This window comes from Dyella sp. BiH032, assembly GCF_031954525.1.
Taxonomy (GTDB): Bacteria; Pseudomonadota; Gammaproteobacteria; order Xanthomonadales; family Rhodanobacteraceae; genus Dyella_D.
In genome coordinates, this window is record NZ_CP134867.1 from 272,717 (window position 1) to 292,484 (window position 19,768).

The following is a 19,768-nucleotide window of genomic DNA, read 5'->3' on the forward strand; positions in this document are numbered from 1 at the left end:
CTCGTCAGCCGATGGGGCCGGATCGCCGTCCGGCCCCGAGTGTGCGATGCGCGGCGAGTCGCTTCAATGCGCCATGCCGAGCCACTCGCCTTCGAATGCGAACGCGGCCGGGCCCGTCATCCATAGCGTATGCCCGGGGCCGGCCCAATCGATCTGCAGTCGGCCGCCCGGCAAATCCACGTGGACGCGGTCGTCGACCGCGCCGCGCTGGCGCAGCACCGCCATCGCGGCGCAGGCGCCGGTACCGCAAGCGAGGGTCCAGCCGCTGCCCCGCTCGTGCACGCGCAGGCGCACGTGGCTGCGGTCGACGACCTGCGCGAAGCCGGCATTGGCGCCTTCGGGAAAGCGCGCATGCCCGGTCAGCAGCGGACCGAGCCGCGCCAGCGAGGGCGCGTCGAGATCGTCGATGGCCAGTACGACGTGAGGATTGCCCATCGACACGGCGCCGACCTCCAGGGTCTCGCCGCCGGCATCGAGGGCATAGCGATCGGCCTGCGCATCGGCCTCGAAAGGAATCTGCGCCGGCCGGAATGCCGGCTCGCCCATGTCTACGGTGACGCGGTCGGCCGCCAGCAGGCGCACCGCGACTGGACCGGAGGGGCTTTCCAGCCGCACGGTTTCGCCCAGCGGCAGTTCGCCGGCGCGGTGCAGCCACGCGGCGACGCAGCGCACGCCGTTGCCGCATTGGCCGGATGGCGAACCGTCGGCGTTCCAGATGCCGTAATAGAAGCGGCACGACGGGTCGCGCGGCTGCTCGATGCTGATCAGCTGGTCGAAGCCGATGCCGGCGTGGCGATCGGCCATCGCGCGGATCTCGGCCGCATCGAGCGCAAGAGGCGCGTTACGGGCATCGACCATCACGAAGTCGTTGCCGATGCCGTGCATCTTGGAGAAGCGCAGCGTCATAACAGCACCGGGCCTCAGTGCGCGGCCGGCGTCGCCGCCGTGGAAGCCGGCGCCGGGGCGGCGGGCGCGGTGGTCGTCGCGGGTGTCGGCTTCGGCGGCGGCATGAACAGCGGCCCCTTGTTGCCGCAGCCGGCCAGCGCGGCCATGACGACGCAAAGCAGGAGCAGCGGGATCGATCGGCGCATGAGCATGGATTCCTACGGAGACGGCCGCAGTATAGCGAGCCGGCCCCGCGGGTCCGCATGCGCGTTCGCGGCGTTGCGCCACGCCGGGCGGCGCGGCGCTGCCGCTATCATGCGCGCACCGGCCGCGCCGCGGCCGCACGAGACGTAGAGATGGACTGGACCACGCTGCTGCGCCTGCCCAGCACGATCCTGCTGGCGCTCGCCGCACTCGCCCTGCTGTTCACGCTGGCGCAGCTGCTCGCGCTGCGCGCGCGGCTTCAGGCGCAACAGCGGCTGGCGGCCGCCGTGCGTGCGCTGCTGCTGACCGCGGGTTTCGTCCTGACCCTCGTGCTGGCCGGCGGAGGCTGGAGCCTGCGCGGCTATCGCCTGCTGTCGGAAGAAACGCCGGTGGTGGACATCGACGCCCGCATCCTTTCACCGCAGCGCTGGTCGCTCACCCTGCGCTGGCCGGATGGCACCAGCCGCCAGGTCCAGTTGGCCGGCGATGCCTGGCGGGTCGAGGCGGTGGTGCTGAAGTGGAAGCTGCCGGCCCTGCTGGCGGGCCTGCCGCCGCTCTACCGGCTCGATCGCCTGAGTGGCCGCTACGACGATCCGCAGCAGGAGGCGCAGGCGCCCCGTACCGTGATCAGCTTCGACAGTGCAGGCGCCTACGACCTGCGCGACGTGCAACGGCAGCACCCGCAGTGGCTGCCGGGCGTGGATACGGTGTTCGGCAGCGGGGCCTTCCTGCCGCTGGTCGACGAGGGACACTACAGCGTCAATCTGATGCGCACCGGCGCGCTGGTGGCGCGGCCCGACGAGGCGACCGAACGGCGTATCGGCCAGCCGTTCGGCAACTGACGCCCGGGCGCGGCTCAGGCCAGCGCCTTCTCGTAGCGCCAGGCATCGGCGCCGTCCTCGTAATAACTCGCGTAGCGGCCGATCCGGGCATAGCCCAGGCGTTCGTACAGGCGGATGGCGGCGTGGTTGTCGGTTCGCACTTCCAGCCGCAGCGCACGCCGGCGCTTGCGCCGCGCGGCGTGTTCGGCCGCCTCGATCAGCGCCGAGCCCACGCCCTTGCCGCGCGCCTCCGCCCGGGTGGCGATCGAGTACAGCCGCGCCACGCCGCTGCCCTTGCGGAAGAACACCACGGCCGTCCCCAGGAAATACCGGTGATTGGCGCTGGCCACCAGCACCTGCGCGGTCTCGCTGTCCAGGTGGCGACGGTACTGGGCGCGGCTCAGGCGGTCGCCGGCGAAGCTTTGTTCCTCCAGCGCGACCAGGTCGTCCAGATCGGAAAGCTCGGCTCGGCGCACACGCACGGCGGCGGTCGCGGGCATGGGTGTCATCAGTGGTGCATCCGGTGCGGCGTCGGGCGCGGCGGCGGTGGAGGGAGGGCGGCGAAGCGCGGCACTCTAGTCCCGTGGCGGGCGCGCCGCAATCGCCCGTGCGTCACGTCCCGCGGGGCGGCATTTAGATGACCTTCAGACCTTTCCCTTGTGCGCCGTCCTGCCTGTGCGAAACTGCGCGCTCCGTGCCGCCCCGTTCCCTCGACGAGACGACACCCTGCGTCCCGCTCGAACCTAAGGTGCCATGGCCCGGCTCGTCATCGTCGTCGAGAAAGCCTCCGACTGGAGTTCCTACTACCCGTCCGTCGACGTGGTCACGGCGATGGACTACCTGCGCGAGCCGGTCTCCGCCGACGACGAACGCACGCACGTCATCAACCTCTGCCGCAACTACAAGTACCTCGGCACCGGCTACTACGTTTCGCTGCTGGGCGAGGCGCGCGGCCACAAGGTGATGCCCTCGGTGCGCACGGTGAACGACCTGCGCCGCCGCTCGCTGTACGGCCTGGACATCGAGGACCTCAACCAGAAGCTCACGCACTTCCTGCCGGCCGGCGGCCGCGACACCACCGATTTCGGCATCCTGGTGTACTTCGGCGAGACCGCCTACACCGCGTTGCAGGACCTCGCGCGCCAGGTGTTCGAACTGTTTCCGTGCCCGCTCTTGCGCATCGAGTTCGAGCGCGACCGCGTGTGGCAGGTCAGCTCGATCAAGCCCGTCGGCCTGCATACCCTGGACGACGCCCAGGAAGACGCCTTCGCCGAGGCGCTGGACCACTTCTCCAAGAAGCTGTGGCGCAAGCCTAAGGCGCGCAAGCGCTACCGCTACGACATCGCCATGCTGGTCGACCCGAACGAAGTCATGCCGCCATCCAACAAGAAGGCGCTGAAGTCCTTCGTGCAGGCCGGCAAGGAGCTGGGGATCGAGGTCGACCCGATCGGCAAGAACGACTACCAGCGCCTGGCCGAGTACGACGGCCTGTTCATCCGCGAGACCACCGCCAGCGACAACCACACCTACCGCTTCGCGCACCGCGCCGAGAAGGAAGGCATGGTGGTGATCGACGACCCCAGTTCCATCCTCCGCTGCACCAACAAGATCTACCTCAACGACCTGATGGTGTCGCGCAAGCTCGCTGTGCCCAAGACGGAGATCCTCTACCGCGAGGACACCAAGGGCCTGAAGGAAATCGCCGCGCGTCTGGGCTATCCGCTGGTGCTGAAGATCCCGGACGGCTCCTTCTCGCGCGGCGTGATGAAGGTGGAGGACGAGCAGGCGCTGGAAAAGGCGGCCGGCGAACTGTTCCAGCACAGCGCACTGCTGCTGGCGCAGGAATTCCTCTACACCGAGTTCGACTGGCGCATCGGCGTACTCAATCGCGAGGCGCTGTACGCCTGCAAGTACTACATGTCGCGCGGCCACTGGCAGATCTACAACCATGGCGCCAAGGGCACGGACAAGTCCGGCGGCTTCGAAACCATCCCCGTGCGCGATGCGCCGGCGGACGTGGTGAAGCTGGCGCTGAAGGCCACGCAGGGCATCGGCGACGGCCTCTACGGCGTGGACATCAAGCAGGTGGAAGGTCGCCCCGTGGTGATCGAAGTGAATGACAACCCGTCGATCGATGCGGGTGTCGAGGATGCCTACCTGGGCGAGGATCTCTATCTGCGCATCATGCAGGAGTTCCTGCGGCGCATGGAGCGCAAGCGGCTGGGCATCGCCGACTGAGGTTCGGGCGGTCCCGGCACCCGTCCTGGGTCGCCGGGACTCGAAGGCGCTGCTCCCTGCGCCGCGCCGACGGGTGCACGGCCTTCATGGCCGCCGTCGCGCTTCCCTGATGGCGCGCGTCCCGCGCGCCAAAGCTCCACTGCCAAGCGGAAGTCGTCAAGAACTCAGTGCCAGATGGCCTGGCGCTGGCGGGGGCGGCGCGTGCGCGCCAGTGCGAGCAGATCGCGCGGCAGGCGCGGTTCCAGCACCAGCAGCAGCGCCAGCGGGGCGCCGACCAGCCAGAACGCGGGCGTCCAGCCGAGCAGGTCGGTGCGGGCCGGCACCAGCGTGGTCAGCAACAGCACGGCACCGGCCAGCAGCCACAGCAGGGCGCCGGCAACGAGGCGGTGGTGGCGGGAGGCATCGGTAGGCTGCGTACGCATGGCGGCGGTCCGTCGGGGGTCGATGAGTGCAGCTTGCGGGCGCTCCATCTCACGGACTGCGACCGCCGCGACGGCGCCGTCTCCGGTGGCCGCGGTCTCGCTTTCGCCGGCCGACGCGGACGCGTCCTTCTTCCCCGGTCTTCTCTCTGCGCGGCTCGCCGGCGGCGGCGGGGATTAGAATGCCCGGCTGCGGCCGGCCGCCTGCCTCGCGGCGACCGCCATTCATTCCAAGGAGCACTTGATGAGCGCAGCGCAGTTCGCCGTCTTCGGCCACCCGATCGCCCATTCCCTGTCGCCGCAGATCCACCAGGCGTTCGCGCGGCAGTTCGGCATCGCGCTGGAGTACCGCACCATCGATGCGGCACCGGCCGAGTTTCCGGCCCGTGCGCGGCGCTTCTTCGCCGAAGGCGGCCGCGGCGCCAATGTCACGCTTCCGCATAAGGCGGCCGCGTTCGAGCTGGCCGACGAGCGCAGCGAAGCGGCCACGCGCGCCGGCACGGCCAATGTGCTCACACCGCTGGGGGACGGACGCATCGCCGCGCATAACACTGACGGAGATGGCCTGGTGCGCGACCTTGCCGAGCGCCATCGCGTGGACCTGCGCGGACACGACGCCCTGCTGCTCGGCGCGGGCGGCGCGGCGCGCGGCGTGGCCTGGGCCCTGCTCGATGCCGGCGTGCGCACGCTCACCATCGTCAACCGCACGCCGGAAACCGCCGACGCGCTGGCCGATGCCATTGGCGATCCGGCCCGTGCGCATACGCGCTACTGGGAGGACCTGGACGACATCGGCAGCTTCGACCTGATCATCAACGCCACCTCCGCCGGCGTGCTGGGCAAGCCGCTGGATCTGCCGTTCGGCTTCGTCGGCAACCGCGCCACCTGCTATGACCTCTCCTACGGCAAGGCCGCGGCCGGTTTCCTCGCCTGGGCGAAGGCCGCGAACGCACGCTATGCCTTCGATGGCTTGGGCATGCTGGTAGAGACCGCCGCGGACGCCTTCCAGCTGTGGCACGGCAAGCGGCCGGACACCGATCCCGTCTACGGCGAACTGCGCCGGCAATACGGCTGATCCATGAGCCTGGCCTGCCGACCCGGCTGCGGCGCCTGCTGCATCGCCCCTTCGATCAGCTCCGCGATCCCCGGCATGCCGAACGGCAAGCCGGCGGGCGTGCGCTGCGCTCAGCTGACCGAGGACAACCGCTGCGCCATCTTCGGCCGGCCCGAGCGCCCGGCCGTCTGCTCCAGCCTGCGGCCCGAGCCGGCCATGTGCGGCGCGGACCGCGGACATGCGCTGGCCTACCTGCGCGCGATGGACGAAGCGACCTCGCCCTGGCCGCGCTCCGCCTGATGCACGCCCTTAGACGTCTAATTTTTTGGACGTCTAAAGCGCTCCGCCGGCAAGCGGCCCTCCGCAAGCTCCTGCGAAGTTCCGCGTGTTAGCGTGCGCGGCGCAGGGGGGCTACATCATGCGGGGAGTAAGCATCATGTCGTCGAAAGGTTTCGTACGTCTGGGGCCGGCGATTGCGGGGTTGCTGGCGGCATTGGGGAGCATCGGGGCGGCCCATGCCGCGGCGGGCGATCCGCCGATCGGCACGCGCGGCGTGGTCGTGGCCGACCCGACGGTGCCGCGCCCGTCCGGCACGCCATGCGTGGTGCAGTTGTTCAACGACGTCAGCTTCGACGACTTCAATGCACGCCCTTATGACTACGCACCGCCGACTGGCTGCCAGGGGCGCTGGTCCAAGGTGGTGCTGGAAGCGGATTTCTCGGTGACCGCGGGCCGCCAGTACGACCGCACCGCCACCTTGTGGCTGGGCGGCGTCAACTTGTACTTCGGCACGACGCAGGAACCCTCGGCAGCGGTGTCGCCGAGCTGGCACGTGGAGCGCGACCTCACCGATTACGACGCCCTGCTGCGCAACGCCGGCAAGGGCCAGGCGGTGATCGGGAACCTGGTCAACGGCACGTATACCGGCGTCATCCACGGTAGCGCGCGCTTGCTGTTCTATCCCGCCTCGCTGCTCGCGCCGCCGGCACCGGTGCCGGACGCGGTGTATCCGTTGGGCGCCGATCCGGTCGGCAGCACAGTGTCGCTCAATACCTCCGCCGACAAGCTGTCGAAGACGCTGACTCTGCCGCGCAACGTCGTACGCGCCTATCTGGACGTGTTCGCGCAGAGCCAGGGCGGCGACGAGTTCTGGTACACCTGCGTGCCGGACGAATACGCCGCGCAGACACAGGAATGCGGCGGCGGCAACTTCCGCGAGGCCGAGGTGAGCATCGACGGCCAGCCGGCCGGCGTCGCGCCGGTCTATCCGTGGATCTACACCGGCGGCATCGATCCGTACCTGTGGCGACCGACACCCGGCGTGCAGACGCTCAACTTCATGCCCTATCGCGTCGACCTCACGCCGTTCGCCGGCCGGCTCAGCGATGGACAGCCGCACGAAGTCGCGGTGAACGTGGCCGGAGCACATGGCTACTTCTCCGCCACCGCCGCGCTGCTGGTCTATCGCGATCCTCACCTGAAGCAGGTCCTCGGTGGCATCACGCGCAATACGCTCGTCGGACAGGCGCCGACGCCGGTGATCGGCAGCACGCTGTCGACCGACGGCAGCGGCAATGTCACCGGCGACGTCACGACCAAGCTGACGCGGCAGTTCGTCATCGAAGGCTATGCCGTCACCTCCAAGGGTCGCGTGGTCAGCTCGGTCGCGCAGACGGTCGGCTTCGACGACACGCAAAGCTTCGTCATCGACGCCGATACCTTCCACCAGGTCAGCGACCAGCTCACCCAGGTGGACAGCGTGAGCAAGAGCCAGCTCGGCGCGGTGCTCACGGAGCAGGTGCGCCAGCGGGCCGCCTATCCGCTGCACGTGGATTACAACCAGCAGCTGGCGGCCGACGGCAGCCTTAGCGCGGCCACCACCGTGCACCAGGGCTATACCAGCCATGCGGAGCGTCGCTGGTTGGGCTTCACCGTGTATTCGGCGGACCTGAGCAACACCGTCGACAGCGGCGACACGCTGAACTTCGACGCGAACGGCGCGCTGACCAGCCATACCGGCCAGCATAGTTCGCAGAGCTTCGCCTTCGGCGACAACCTGGGCAGCTGCTATCGAGTCGACCTGACCACCGACACCGGTGCGCTCACCAGCTATGCCTCCGGCACCGGCTGTGCGAACGGCCAGAATCGCGTGTGGTGGATCGCACACCCGGACGGTTCCCCGGACAGCCGCAACCTCCAGGTGAACTGGTAAGTCATCGCGCGCGCCGCCCCGCCGGCGGCGCGCGTCTGGCGGGCAACATCCCCGCAACATCGTCTCTCTAAGCTGGCGCGCCCCGCGTCCCCACGCCCGGAACCGCATGCCAGCCCCACGCCCCCGCCGCGCCGAAGGCGCGACTCGTTATGCCCTGTTGATCGTGCTCGTGCTGCTGGCCGGCGCCGGCGGCGTGGTCGCCTGGATACTCAAGGCCAATCGCGACGTGCCCGCGTTGCCGGCCGCTACGGTGGCGGAAAGCGGCGAGATCCATCGCGACGGCCCATATGCCGATGTCACCCGGCTGCTGCTGCAGGCGCGCCACGCGGTGGCGCAGCAGCGCCTGCTCGCGCCCGAAGGAGACAACGCGGTGGAATGGTATTTGCGCGTACTGAAGCAGGAACCGCGCAACCAGGCCGCGCAGGATGCATTGCGCGAACTGTTTCCGTTCGCCGCGACGGCCGCCGAGCAGACCATCGGCCAGGGCAACGCGGCCGAAGCGCAGCGGCAGATCGACCTGCTTTCGCGCGCCGACCCGACCAACTACACCCTCACCATGCTGCGCGCCAAGCTGCAGGCCCAGCTCCAGGTGGCGGACGACCAGCGGCGCCGCGAGGAGCTCGCGCAGGCCGCTTCGCCGAAAGCGTCTTCTCATCTGGCCGCGCCGTCGCCGGTCGCCGCGCCACCGGCGCCATCCGTGCCTGTCGCACCCGTCCCACTGGATCCTGCGCCCGATGCGAGGCCGGTCGCGGCGGCAGCAAAAGAGACCCATGTATCTGCGCCCGCGAGCACGTCGCCGGTGCTCAAGCGCCGCGTGGAACCTTACTACCCCGCCGACGCCCGTCGTACGCGCCGCCAGGGCTGGGTGGACGTGCGCTTCGTGGTGGAAACCGATGGCTCGGTCAGCCATGCCGGCGTGGTCGATGCGGACCCGCGCAATGTGTTCGACCGCGCGGCCTTGAGCGCGGTGGAGCGATGGCAATTCGCGCCCGGCACGCGCGATGGCGCGCCGGCGCCGATGGAAGTGCGCCAGCGCATCGACTTTCGGCTGTGAGCAGCGCGCGAGCGCATAATCGCCCGCGGCACCCACGGAGGAGAACGCTCATGCGCAAGGCCACGCTCGCCCTGTTCCTGCTCGCCGCGTCCATCGCGACCGGCGGCTGTCACGACATGGCCAAGGCCGATGCCCGGCCGGTGGCCGGCTACGTTACCGACATGGCCGGCTTCGACGCCTTCATCGCCACGCATCCCACACCGGAACAGTTCCGCGCCAAGTACCCCGACGTACTGCTGGTGACGCCCGGCACCATGACCACCATGGAAGTGCGCAGCAATAACAGCCGCTACTTCCCCGAGCTGGACAAGGACGGCCACATCATCGGCGGCCGATTCGGCTGATCGTCACAAAGCGATTGCCAACGACGTCACATCGCTGACATCTGCCACGGCTACCGTGGCGCGCCGCCGGACCACGCGAAACGCGTCCACCCGGCGGCGCTCCATTCCAACGGCCAGGTGTCATGTCCCGTGCGTTTGCCGCCGCGTTTCCCCGGCGCGGCCTGCTTGTCGTTTCCCTCGCATTGATGGTCGCGGCGGCCGTGGCCGCATTCGCGCTGCTGCGCACGCCCGCCGTGGACGGCGCGGACCATCAGGCCAAGGGACCGGCAGCCGCGGCCAGCAGCGGCGGACAGGACAGCGGGACGGCGATCATGCTCGAACTGGCCAAGACCGCGATCGCCGAGAAGCGGCTCGTCGCGCCGGCTGGCGCCAATGCCTTCGAGTTCTATCTGAGTGCGCTGCAGCTGGAGCCGAACAGCACAGCCGCGACGGAAGGCCTGCGCGAACTGTTCGAGCCGGCGGTGGACGACGTCGAGCGCGCGATCAACGACAACCATCTCGACGAGGCGCAGCGCGAGCTTGGCCTGCTGCGCGAGTTCGATGCCACGAACTACAAGCTCGCCCTGCTTGGCGGCAAGCTGGACGCGCAGCGCCAGCTGCAGATTCGCGAGGACGAAGCGCGCGCGGCCGTGATCCAGGCGCAGGCGACGTCGGCGACTTCCTCCTCCACCGCCCGGTGACATGTCAGCGCAGCAGCGGCCCTGCCTTGCGCAGCAGCAGGTCGACCAGTTCCGGCTGCATGAAGCCGTAGTCGTCGGGAATACCCAGCACGACGACGCGCTTGCCCTTGAGCGGCCCGGCGAAGCGCGATTGCAAGCGCCGCCGGTGGGCGTTCTCCATCACCAGGATCAGCTCCGCCCACGCGACCTGATCGGCGGACAGCGGCGTGTCGGCATCCGGCGCGAGGCCGGCCGAATCCACCTCCAGCCCAGGCCACGCGTGGAACACCTGTTCCGCCGTGGGACTGCGCAGGCGATGCCGGCTGCAGAGAAAAAGGACGCGGCGCGCGGTCATCCGGCGGCGAGGTACTCGTCCTTCAGTCGCACGTAGTGGTCGGCCGAGTAGTGCAATTGCTCGATCTGCTTGTCGCTCAGCAAGCGCACGAACTTCGCCGGGTTGCCCACCCACAGTTCGCGTTCGCCCACCACCTTGCCTGGTGGGATGACCGCGCCCGCGGCGACGAAGCCGTACTTCTTCACCGTCGCGCCGTCGAGCACCGTGGCATGCATGCCGATCAGACAGTAGTCCTCGATGGTGCAGGCGTGGATCACGGCGGCATGGCCGATAGTGACGCCCTCGCCGACCAGCGTGGGAAAGCCGCCGGGTGAATACGGGCCGTCGTGAGTGACGTGGACGATGGTGCCGTCCTGCACGTTGCTGCGGGCGCCGATGCGGATGCGATGCACATCGCCGCGCAGCACGGCGCCGGGCCAGATGGAGACATCGTCGGCCAGTTCCACTGCGCCGATGACGGTGGCGGCGGGGTCCACATAGACGCGCAGGCCGAGCGTGGGGGCGATGCCCCGGTAAGTGCGGAGGTGAGTCATGGCCGCCATGGTAGCGGCAGGACCGCGGCAAAGCCTCCGTTCGCCGCTGAGCGGGCGGTACAGGCGCTTCCGTCGCCGCCCTCTACTGCTGTTGCCTTTCGAGCAAGGCCACCGTATGGCGGTAACCCGCGTCGATCGCCTGCTGCCAGCCTTTCCAATCCAGCATGCCGATGTGTTCCAGCGGTGGGGTGATCAGCAGGTCGGCGCGCTCGCGGCGGCGCAGGCTCGGGGCCTCGCTGTTGACCATGCCCGCGCGCACGAGCGTGGAGACCAGGCCGGGGCGCTGGATCGCCTGTCCTTGCAGCAGCACGCGCCACCACGGTGGGGTCGCATGTTCCTCGACCGTGGTGAGCAGGGAAATCTCGGCGCGGATGTCCACCGCAGTGATGTGGGCCACGCCGTCCTCGGCCATGACATCGGTGGGCAGATTGTTCACGAGCGCGCCATCCACGAAGACGCGGCCGTGGTGGAGCACGGGCGGCAGCACGCCGGGGATCGCACTGGAAGCGCGCAGCCACATCCATAGTGGTCCGCGCCGCCGCACCACCATGCCTTCGCCGGAAAGGCAGGTGGCGACGCAGAAGAACGGCAGGCCGAGGTCCTCGATCTCCAGCGCGCCGAAGGCGCGGCGCAGCATGCCGGCGGCGCGGCGCCCGCGGGTGAGCGCGACCAGCGGTACGGTCCAATCCGACAAAGGCCGCCCTTGCACGAAGGCGTGGCGGTAGATCTCCGTCATCTCGTCCAGCTCCCAGCCCGCCGCGACGCCGGCCCCGATGATGGCGCCGATGCTGGTGCCACCCACGCAGTCGAACCGGTGGCCGGCCTCTGCCAAGGCGCGCAGCGCGCCCAGGTGCGCGAGCCCGCGCGCGCCGCCGCCGGCCAGCACCAGGCCACGCGCATGGCCGCTGACCAGTCGCGCCACGCGTGCGATGTCGGCCTGGCCGCCGACATGGTGATGGTGCAGCTCGCCGCTGAACTGGCCGCGCCAACGCTGCGCCGCACCCAGGCTGGGCTGGCGGCCCGCATGCAGCAGAACCAAATGGCGCGGCCGGTGGCCGACGCGCGAGGGATGCAGCACCTCGGCCTCCGGCCATGGCCGGGCGGGCCGCGCAGCCTGGGCCGGCAGCAGCAGCACATCGGCCTGGCGCAAGCAGCGCTGGCGCCAGAGCGGGTCGCCCCGCGCGTCCAGATAGATCACGAAGCGCGCCTGGGCTTCCCGCGCGGCGAACCAGTCGCTGCCCCGGCCGGCGCCTTGCTCGCCATCGATCACGGCGCAGCTGCCGTAGGGTTCCAGCGCCATCGCCAGCTGCATGGCCAGCGCATGCGCGGGGACTTCTTCGTCCAGTGGAAGCAAGGCGAAGGTGCGCGCCACGCCTGGCGTTTCCTCCTGGCGCAGGCGGCGCTGCAGTCGCCCGATCGCCACCCGCGCCACGCCGAGCATGGCCTGCGGATGCTGCCCAGCGAGCGCCTCGAAGGCCTCGCGGTCCAGCCGCAGCAACTCGCAATCCCGCAGGGCCCGTGCGGTGAGCTGGCGGGCCTCGCCGCTGATCAGCCCGATCTCGCCGACGCTGTCGCCCGCGGAGACCAGGTGCGCCAGCCGTGCGGGTGCGTCGAACAGGCCCAGGCTGCCGCTCACCAGCAGGTATAGCGCATCCGCAGGCTCGCCCGCCTTGAACAGGGGCCGCCCGCCGGGAAGGCTGAACCACACCAGCCGTTCCGCCAGCGCCGCCATGGCCTCGTCGCCGAGGTGGCCGAACACGTCGCTTTGACGGAGCAGGTCGTTGAAATCCGTTTGACGCATAACGCGATGGTAGGGCGCGTTCTATGACACCTCCGCGTAAGCGGGGCGGGACCCGGCTTGATTTCGCCCGGGCCCGTCGCCACGCTGGCGCTCCCTAGGAGAGACGCATGGCCCAAGACACCGTGGCGCAAGACAACCCCCTGCTGGCCGACGACGCGCTGCCGGCCTTTTCGAAGATTCGGCCGGAGCACGTGGGGCCGGCGATCGACACCCTGATCGCCGACTATCGTGCTGCCGTCGACCGGCTCACCGCGCCGGGCGGCCCGCGCGACTTCGCCGGCGTGATGCTTGCGCAGGAGCGCCTGGAACAGCGTGTCGCCCGCGCCTGGGCGCCGGTAGGCCATCTGCACTCGGTCGCCGACAGCGAAGCCCTGCGCGAAGCCTACGGTCCGGCCGAGGAAAAGCTCACCGAACACGCGATCGAACTGGGCCAGAACCGCGAGCTGTACCAAGTGGTGCAGGCACTGGCCGACGCGCCAGGCTTCGCCGACCTGTCGCGGGCGGAGCGCGCGCTGGTCGAGCACGCGCTGCGCGACTTCCGCCTTTCCGGCGTCGCGCTGGAAGAGCCGGCGCGCTCGCGCTACCGGGCCATCGGCGTGGAGCTGAGCAAGCTGTCGACCGAATTCTCCAACGCGGTACTCGACGCCACCGATGCGTGGCACCAGCACGTCACCGACGAGCGCGACCTGGCTGGCATCCCCGAATCCGGCCGCGCCGTGCTGCGCCAGTACGCGCGCGAGCAGAAGCTCGACGGCTACCTGGTCACGCTCAAGCAGCCCAGCGTGCAGGCCGTGCTCACCTATGCCGACAACCGCAGCCTGCGCGAGCGCGTGTACTGGGCCTACCAGACCCGCGCCTCCGACCAGGGGCCGCAGGCCGGCCAGTTCGACAATGGCCCGCGCATCGACAAGATCATGGCGCTGCGCCACGAGGCCGCCCAGCTGCTCGGCTTCGCCAATGCCGCGGAAGAATCGCTGGCGACCAAGATGGCGTCGTCGCCCACCGAAGTGATGGAGTTCCTGCATGACCTGGCCGAGCGCGCCCGCCCGGTCGCGCGCAAGGAACTGGCCACGCTGCGCGAGTTCGCCGCGAAAGAGCTGAAACTGGACAATCTCGAATCGTGGGACGTCGCGTACGCATCCGAGAAGCTGCGCCAGAAGAACTACGACCTCGACGAGGAACAGCTCAAGCCGTATTTCCCGCTGCCGTCGGTCATCGATGGCCTGTTCGGCCTGGTGAACCGGCTTTATGGCGTCACCCTCACCCCGCGCGACGGCGTCGACGTGTGGCATCCGGACGTGCGCTATTACGACATGCGCGACGCCGACGGCCGCATCTTCGCCGGCGCGTACGTCGACCTTTACGCCCGCGCCGGCAAGCGGGGCGGCGCATGGATGGACGTGTGCCGCGCGCGCTTCCGCGACGATGGCACGGCCGACGGGAGCGGCGAACAGTTGCCGGTCGCCTTCCTCACCTGCAATTTCGCGCCGCCGACCGAAGGCCGCCCCGCCCTGCTCACGCATGACGATGTGCTGACCCTGTTCCACGAATTCGGTCACGGTCTGCATCATCTGCTCACCGAGATCGCGTTGCCGTCCATTGGTGGCATCGACGGCGTCGAGTGGGATGCGGTGGAATTGCCGAGCCAGTTCATGGAGAACTTCGGCTGGAACCGCCAGGCGCTGGATCTATTCGCACGCCATTGGCAGACCGGCGAAAAGCTGCCGGAAGAACTGTTCCAGCGCATGCTGGCGGCGCGTCACTTCCATGCCGGCCTGTTCCTGGTGCGGCAGCTGGAATTCGCCATGTTCGACTTTCGCCTGCACCTGGAGTACGACCCGGCGCAGGGCGCGCGCCCGATGAAAGTGCTGGAAGAAGTGCGGCGCGAAGTGGCCGTGCTGCACCCACCGATCTGGCAGCGCTTCCCCAACAGCTTCACGCACATCTTCGCGGGCGGCTATGCGGCCGGCTACTACAGCTACCTGTGGGCGGAACTGCTGAGCGCGGACGCGTTCGGCGCGTTCGAGGAGCGCGCGAACGCGGGCGGCAGCGTGATCGACCGCGACATGGGCGACCGCTTCCGTCGCGAGGTGCTCGCGGTCGGCGCGAGCCGCCCGGCGCTGGAAAGTTTCGTCGCTTTCCGCGGCCGCAAACCCGAGCCGGAAGCCTTGCTGCGCAGCCACGGTCTGCTCTGACGTTTCGCGGGTCGTCCGTCTGCATGACGTGACGACCCGCACCCAGGTCAGCGGATTCCTACATCGAAAGGCCGGTCGCTGCAGCGACCGCCGCGGAGCGTGCGCGTGCGTGCCGCTTCCGCGCTCATTGCACACATGGCGGGTGCGATTGCACCCATGCCTCGTACCGCTGACAGCGCGTGTCGGCGTTCGCCTACGGCCTTGGCACTAAGGCTGCTAAGCAGTTGGTTTTAGCGCATTTGCCGAATGGTTTGGCGCGGCGCAGATGACTACGAATAGCCGGCCTGATCGCCCTGTCGATCAGCGACCGCGTGCGCCGCACGCGTCCTGTTACCGCCCATTCGGAGTCCTTGTGTCATGGCCAGAACCGACAACCCGACCGCCACGCTTCGTGTCGCCGCCGATTTCCTGCAGGCGAAGAGCGAAGACAAGCGTCCCGCCGTCGCCGCCTACGCCTTCAGCGACGGCGGCCGTCTGCTCGCCTATGCGCCCCTCGGCGCGCAAGGCGACACCAAACTCGAACTTCCGGCCACGCGCGCGCCGTTCGCCGCGCGCGTGCTGCTGGGGCCTGCGCCCGAGGAGAAGGAGGTTCCCGCGCTGGACGAGCTGCTGCGCCGCGGCGCCATCGAGCGGCATGTGACGCTGCGTCCGGGCGAGGCCGTGCCGGACCTGCGCATTCCCGTCTTTCCGGACATCTGGCGCTACTGGCTGCTCGGCCTGTGCCTGGTGAAGGGCACGGTGCTCAAGCGCGTCACGCGCGACGGCGTGGCCATGGACTTCCCGGTATGCCACGCCACGGTCGAGATCTACGAGGTCGATCCGCTGTGGATCCTGCTGCCGAAGTTGCCGCCGTATGTCGTGGCCCATCTGCGCGACATCCTCGCGGGCAAGATCCCGCCGCGCCCGCTGCCCGGACCTGGGCCGGTCGAAAGCACCGAATCGCACCAGGTGGACGAAGCCTCGCTGGAAGCGCTGCATGCCGCGGCCGGCAATCAGGCGCTGCGGTATGCCGCGATGAGCGGCAGCAACCAGATGTTCCAGCAAGCCCTGGTGAACCATGCCACGTTGATCCGACCGATCCTGTGCTGGCTGTATCCGCGGTTCGTGACCATGCAGCTGATCGGCACCGTTGCCACCGATGACTGCGGTCATTTTGCGCGCTTCATCTTCAAGGGCTACCGCAATCCGGACCAGCCGGACCTGTACTTCAAGGTGAAGCAGCGCATCTTCGGCTTCTTCGAAGCGACGCTCTACGCGCCCACGCCCATCGCCTGCCACACCTGGTGGGATTACCGCTGCGGCACCGAGGTCACGCTGCACGTCACCAACCCGCTGGCCATCACCTGCACGCCTTGTGCGCCGGTGATCGCGGGTGAGAATTGGGTGCTGTTCAACGCTATCGGCAACCATGCGCTCAGCGACATCCGCGGCAGCGCGTCCTCGCTTTCCGGCACGACCGACGCCAGCAACGTGGGCCTCACCGGCGGCGGCGCGCCCTGGGGCGGCGTGCTGATGCCGCGCCTGGATTTCGACAACTCGCTGCGCGACACGCTGGGCGTGAAGTACTACCGGTTGTCGTGGAAGCGCGACGGCGAGCCGGACACGCAGTACAAGCCGCTGAATGCGGCGATCAGCCGGCATTACGCGCAGATGATCGGGACCGACCTGGTCCTGACCGCTTATCCCCTCGGCCCGCAGGTCGCCGGCAGCGAGGGCAACCTGTTCGAGATTCCCCCGTCGGTGCCGCCGGCCGGCCAGTGGAGCATTGCCAACGCGGTGGAGGACACCATCAACGGCAAGTTCGACACCACCACGGCGCTCGGCGGCCTGCCGATCCTGGATGGGCTGGTGCAGATCCGGCTGGAGCTCTTCGACGCGGCAGGACATGCCGTAGACACCGCGGCGCAGCACATCGACTACTACGTGCCCTCCTCGATCGATGGCGGCGGGAACATCCACACCATCCTCGCCAAGGACCACCAGCTGGGCCTCGGCGCCGGCCTGGTGCAAGGCAGCGCGATGGTGCTGACCCTGCACGTCAATAACGAGCCGTGCAATGCGAGCATCGGTGCACCGCTGGTCGGAGGCATCGGCGCAGACGACTGCTGCGGCGTGCTGGGCTATCACAGCGACGCCGACAACGTGGTCATGCCGTACCAGGCCAGCCATCCGCATGGCTTCGCCACCTACGACTTCCTGGTGAAACGGGGCGCCCGCGACGTACTGGACGCCGGCGGTCCGGTGGGCGGCGGGAGCTTCAGCGAAACGCGCACGGTCGGTTATCTGATGACCAACAATCCGGCGCCTGGCTGCGCCGGTGGTTGCACGGTGGCGGGTTTCACCGAGGTCCTGAACGTCCGTGCCACGGCCACCAATGGCTGGGGCACGCTGACCGGCTATGACGACAGCGACGCGCGTGCGTTCGTGCTGAAACACCACTGATCCGGGCCTGTTCCGGAAGGCGAGCGGGAGGCCGGTCGCAAACCGGCCTCCCGCTCGCGCCACCGAGTGCCGAAGCGGCGGCATGCCCCTACAATGCCGCCCATGAAGATCGCCTCCTGGAACGTCAACTCGCTCAAGGTCCGCCTGCCGCAGCTCACGGAATGGGCCGCCGAGGCAAAGCCCGATGTCATCGCGCTGCAGGAAACCAAGCTCGAAGACGCCAAGTTCCCCGTCGACGAACTCGCTGCGGCCGGCTACCGGGCGGTGTACTCGGGGCAGAAGACTTACAACGGCGTGGCCATCCTTGCGCGCGAGGAACCGACCGACGTGGTCACGGATATTCCGCGGCTGGATGATCCGCAGCGGCGCATCCTCGCCGCCACGGTCGGCGGCGTGCGCGTAGTGGACCTGTACGTCGTCAACGGCAAGGCGGTGGGCGACGAGAAGTACGCCTACAAGCTCGACTGGCTGGCGAAGGTGCGCGATTTCCTCGAAGACGAACTGCGGCGCCATCCGAAGCTGGTCGTGCTGGGCGATTTCAACATCGCTCCCGACGACCGCGACGTCTACGACCCGGTGGCCTGGGGCGGCGAAGTGCTGTGTTCGCCACCCGAGCGCGAGGCGCTCAAAGCCATCACCGATCTGGGACTGCACGACAGCTTCCGCCTGTTCGAGCAGGAGGCCGGACATTTCAGTTGGTGGGACTACCGCCAGGCGGCGTTCCGGCGCAACATGGGCCTGCGCATCGACCTGATCCTGATCGGCGATGCGCTGAAATCCGCCGCCAAGGCAGCCGCCATCGATCGCACGCCACGCCGCTGGGAGCGGCCTTCGGACCACACGCCGGTGACGCTGGATCTGGACATCTGATGAATACGACGAACCCCGACTGGCCCAGCTCGCTCACCGACGAAGAGCTCGACGAACTGGACCGCTACCTGCGGGCGCACTCCGGCGATGGCGACCTGCTGCTGGATGGCGTGCACGGCATGCTTTCCGCGTTGACGGTCGGCCCCGTGAAGGTGCTGCCCGAGGAGTGGCTGCCGGAAGTGCTGCATGAGCCCTTCGCCGACGAGGACGAAGGCAACCGCGTGCTGGCGCTGCTGGCCAAGCTCAATGACTCGATCGGTGCCGAGCTGGAAGTGGACGCCTACGAGCCCATCCTCGGCGAGATCGACACCGAGACCGGCCCGGTGCTCTCGGCTGCCGGCTGGTGCGAAGGCTTCAGCCGCGCCATCGATTTGCGCGCCGGTCTGTGGGAGAAGCGCCTGGCCGATGACTCCTCGCTCATGGAACTGCTGGGGCCGATCATGGCCCTGGCGGTGGACGAGGGCATCCTCAGCGCGGAAGCCGAGTTCGAGAAGCTCAGCGACGAGGAATACGACGAATGCCTGGCCCAGTTGCCGGCGGTGCTGGTCGCCGTCGCGCAGTACTGGGAGCAGCACCCGGTGCCCCAGGAAGAGATCGATGCCCTGGCGCGGACCGGCCATGGCGGCGACGATCCCGGCCCCGCCCCGCCGCGGCACCGCAGCGGGCACTGGCTGCACTGACGGAACGCCGCGCGGACGCCGGTCCGTTCGCGGAGGAAACAATCCGTTCGCGCCGCGCCGCTTGGACACCTGTGGCCGCGCAACCATCATGGGGCGCATGCCTCTTAAGGAGCCCACCATGAGCGAACGCAGCATCCTCCGCCGCATCCGCGGCACCGATACGTCCGACGGCGCAGGCGTCCGGCTCAAGCGCATCATCGGCCAGCCCGGCCTGGACATGGTCGACCCGTTCCTGCTGCTGGACGAGTTCCGCTCCGACGCGGTCGACGACTACATCGCCGGCTTTCCCGAGCACCCGCACCGCGGTTTCGAGACGGTGACCTACATGCTCGCCGGCCACATGCGCCACGGCGACAACCATGGCAACCAGGGCGATCTGGGGCCCGGCAGCGTGCAGTGGATGACCGCCGGCCGCGGCATCCTGCACTCGGAGATGCCGCAGCAGGAGAACGGCCTGATGTGGGGCTTCCAGCTGTGGGTGAATCTTCCGGCAAAGGACAAGATGACCGCGCCGCGCTATCAGGACATCGGGCCGGAGCGCATTCCTGTGGCGCGGCCGCAGGACGGCGTGGAGGTGAAGGTGATCGCGGGTGAGCTGTTCGGCGTCGCCGGTCCGGTGGCGGGCATCGCCACGCAGCCGGTGTATCTGGACATCGCCGTGCAGCCCGGCGCGCAGCTGGACGTTCCGCTGCCGGAAGGGCACAGCGGCTTCGCTTACGTGTTCGACGGCGATGACGCCCAGGTCGCTGGCGACGTGCTGCAACGTAGCGAGTTGGCCGTGCTGTCGAAGGGCGGTTCAGTGCGCATCGGCGGCCGCGAGAAACCGGCGCGCGTGCTGGTGGTGGCCGGCAAGCCGCTGGGCGAAAGCGTGGCCAGGTATGGACCGTTCGTGATGAATACGCCTGAGGAGATTCATCAGGCGATCGCGGATTTCCGCGCTGGGAAGTTCTGACCCCGAGCCCTCTCTCACACAGGGAGAGGGCCAGTCCGCCGCCCTGGCAA

General features: G+C 68.9%; 20 protein-coding genes. 13 read left to right on the forward strand and 7 right to left on the reverse strand.

Features of this window, described 5'->3' with window-relative positions:
* Positions 1 to 63: 63 nt before the first annotated feature.
* Both dapF and RKE25_RS01135 read right to left on the reverse strand, forming a co-directional pair.
* Entirely contained in the window at positions 64 to 906 is an 843-nt protein-coding gene (gene dapF / locus RKE25_RS01130; protein WP_311840431.1) for a diaminopimelate epimerase, read from the reverse strand.
* A 14-nt stretch (positions 907 to 920) separates the two neighbouring features.
* Positions 921 to 1,091: a lipoprotein gene (locus tag RKE25_RS01135; protein WP_311840432.1), complete on the reverse strand. Its 171-nt coding sequence runs from the start codon at positions 1,089 to 1,091 to the stop codon at positions 921 to 923.
* A gap of 150 nt (positions 1,092 to 1,241) precedes the next feature.
* Here RKE25_RS01135 and RKE25_RS01140 point away from each other — a divergent pair, with 150 nt between their 5' ends.
* Positions 1,242 to 1,931: a hypothetical protein gene (locus tag RKE25_RS01140; RefSeq protein WP_311840433.1), complete on the forward strand. Its 690-nt coding sequence runs from the start codon at positions 1,242 to 1,244 to the stop codon at positions 1,929 to 1,931.
* A gap of 14 nt (positions 1,932 to 1,945) precedes the next feature.
* Here RKE25_RS01140 and RKE25_RS01145 read toward each other — a convergent pair whose 3' ends face one another.
* Entirely contained in the window at positions 1,946 to 2,419 is a 474-nt protein-coding gene (locus RKE25_RS01145) for a GNAT family N-acetyltransferase (RefSeq protein WP_311840434.1), read from the reverse strand.
* A 244-nt stretch (positions 2,420 to 2,663) separates the two neighbouring features.
* On the opposite strand from RKE25_RS01145, the gene RKE25_RS01150 reads away from it, so the two are divergent.
* A complete protein-coding gene (locus RKE25_RS01150; protein ID WP_311840435.1) occupies positions 2,664 to 4,148 on the forward strand; it encodes a RimK family protein in 1,485 nt (494 codons plus the stop codon).
* 164 nt (positions 4,149 to 4,312) lie between these two features.
* Here the strand turns inward: RKE25_RS01150 and RKE25_RS01155 are convergent, their stop codons facing one another.
* On the reverse strand, positions 4,313 to 4,570 hold the full coding sequence (locus RKE25_RS01155) for a hypothetical protein (RefSeq protein WP_311840436.1): 258 nt from the start codon (positions 4,568 to 4,570) through the stop codon (positions 4,313 to 4,315).
* A 241-nt stretch (positions 4,571 to 4,811) separates the two neighbouring features.
* Here RKE25_RS01155 and aroE point away from each other — a divergent pair, with 241 nt between their 5' ends.
* From aroE to RKE25_RS01185, 6 genes are all read left to right on the forward strand, one after another.
* The gene (aroE, locus tag RKE25_RS01160; RefSeq protein ID WP_311840437.1) at positions 4,812 to 5,642 is read left to right on the forward strand and encodes a shikimate dehydrogenase; all 831 of its coding nucleotides are present in this window, start codon (positions 4,812 to 4,814) and stop codon (positions 5,640 to 5,642) included.
* Positions 5,643 to 5,645: 3 nt separating this feature from the next.
* Positions 5,646 to 5,921, forward strand: a complete 276-nt coding sequence (locus RKE25_RS01165; protein ID WP_311840438.1) for a YkgJ family cysteine cluster protein — start codon at positions 5,646 to 5,648, stop codon at positions 5,919 to 5,921.
* A gap of 136 nt (positions 5,922 to 6,057) precedes the next feature.
* Positions 6,058 to 7,833 (forward strand): peptide-N4-asparagine amidase, encoded by a 1,776-nt coding sequence (locus RKE25_RS01170; RefSeq protein ID WP_311840439.1) that lies wholly within the window; start codon positions 6,058 to 6,060, stop codon positions 7,831 to 7,833.
* Positions 7,834 to 7,939: 106 nt separating this feature from the next.
* Positions 7,940 to 8,887, forward strand: a complete 948-nt coding sequence (locus tag RKE25_RS01175; protein WP_311840440.1) for an energy transducer TonB — start codon at positions 7,940 to 7,942, stop codon at positions 8,885 to 8,887.
* A 50-nt stretch (positions 8,888 to 8,937) separates the two neighbouring features.
* Positions 8,938 to 9,231 (forward strand): hypothetical protein, encoded by a 294-nt coding sequence (locus RKE25_RS01180; protein ID WP_311840441.1) that lies wholly within the window; start codon positions 8,938 to 8,940, stop codon positions 9,229 to 9,231.
* 122 nt (positions 9,232 to 9,353) lie between these two features.
* Positions 9,354 to 9,911 carry a hypothetical protein gene (locus RKE25_RS01185; protein ID WP_311840442.1) on the forward strand — a complete coding sequence of 186 codons (558 nt, stop codon included), beginning with the start codon at positions 9,354 to 9,356 and terminating at the stop codon, positions 9,909 to 9,911.
* Between the two features lie 4 nt (positions 9,912 to 9,915).
* Here the strand turns inward: RKE25_RS01185 and RKE25_RS01190 are convergent, their stop codons facing one another.
* The 3 genes from RKE25_RS01190 to RKE25_RS01200 all read right to left on the reverse strand — a co-directional run bounded on the left by RKE25_RS01190 (position 9,916) and on the right by RKE25_RS01200 (position 12,579).
* On the reverse strand, positions 9,916 to 10,245 hold the full coding sequence (locus RKE25_RS01190) for a low molecular weight protein tyrosine phosphatase family protein (RefSeq protein WP_311840443.1): 330 nt from the start codon (positions 10,243 to 10,245) through the stop codon (positions 9,916 to 9,918).
* Positions 10,242 to 10,778 carry a gamma carbonic anhydrase family protein gene (locus RKE25_RS01195; protein ID WP_311840444.1) on the reverse strand — a complete coding sequence of 179 codons (537 nt, stop codon included), beginning with the start codon at positions 10,776 to 10,778 and terminating at the stop codon, positions 10,242 to 10,244. Before RKE25_RS01195 ends, RKE25_RS01190 begins: the two co-directional genes overlap by 4 nt.
* A gap of 82 nt (positions 10,779 to 10,860) precedes the next feature.
* The gene (locus tag RKE25_RS01200) at positions 10,861 to 12,579 is read right to left on the reverse strand and encodes a patatin-like phospholipase family protein (RefSeq protein WP_311840445.1); all 1,719 of its coding nucleotides are present in this window, start codon (positions 12,577 to 12,579) and stop codon (positions 10,861 to 10,863) included.
* Between the two features lie 122 nt (positions 12,580 to 12,701).
* Here RKE25_RS01200 and RKE25_RS01205 point away from each other — a divergent pair, with 122 nt between their 5' ends.
* The 5 genes from RKE25_RS01205 (at position 12,702) to RKE25_RS01225 (ending at position 19,718) form a co-directional block, all read left to right on the forward strand.
* A complete protein-coding gene (locus RKE25_RS01205) occupies positions 12,702 to 14,774 on the forward strand; it encodes a M3 family metallopeptidase (protein ID WP_311842299.1) in 2,073 nt (690 codons plus the stop codon).
* Between the two features lie 357 nt (positions 14,775 to 15,131).
* Positions 15,132 to 17,216 (forward strand): hypothetical protein, encoded by a 2,085-nt coding sequence (locus RKE25_RS01210; RefSeq protein ID WP_311840446.1) that lies wholly within the window; start codon positions 15,132 to 15,134, stop codon positions 17,214 to 17,216.
* A gap of 102 nt (positions 17,217 to 17,318) precedes the next feature.
* Positions 17,319 to 18,086: an exodeoxyribonuclease III gene (xth, locus tag RKE25_RS01215; protein WP_311840447.1), complete on the forward strand. Its 768-nt coding sequence runs from the start codon at positions 17,319 to 17,321 to the stop codon at positions 18,084 to 18,086.
* On the forward strand, positions 18,086 to 18,766 hold the full coding sequence (locus tag RKE25_RS01220) for a YecA family protein (protein ID WP_311840448.1): 681 nt from the start codon (positions 18,086 to 18,088) through the stop codon (positions 18,764 to 18,766). The genes xth and RKE25_RS01220 overlap by 1 nt, the downstream gene beginning before the upstream one ends.
* Before the next feature lie 118 nt (positions 18,767 to 18,884).
* Entirely contained in the window at positions 18,885 to 19,718 is an 834-nt protein-coding gene (locus tag RKE25_RS01225; RefSeq protein WP_311840449.1) for a pirin family protein, read from the forward strand.
* Positions 19,719 to 19,768: the final 50 nt, after the last annotated feature.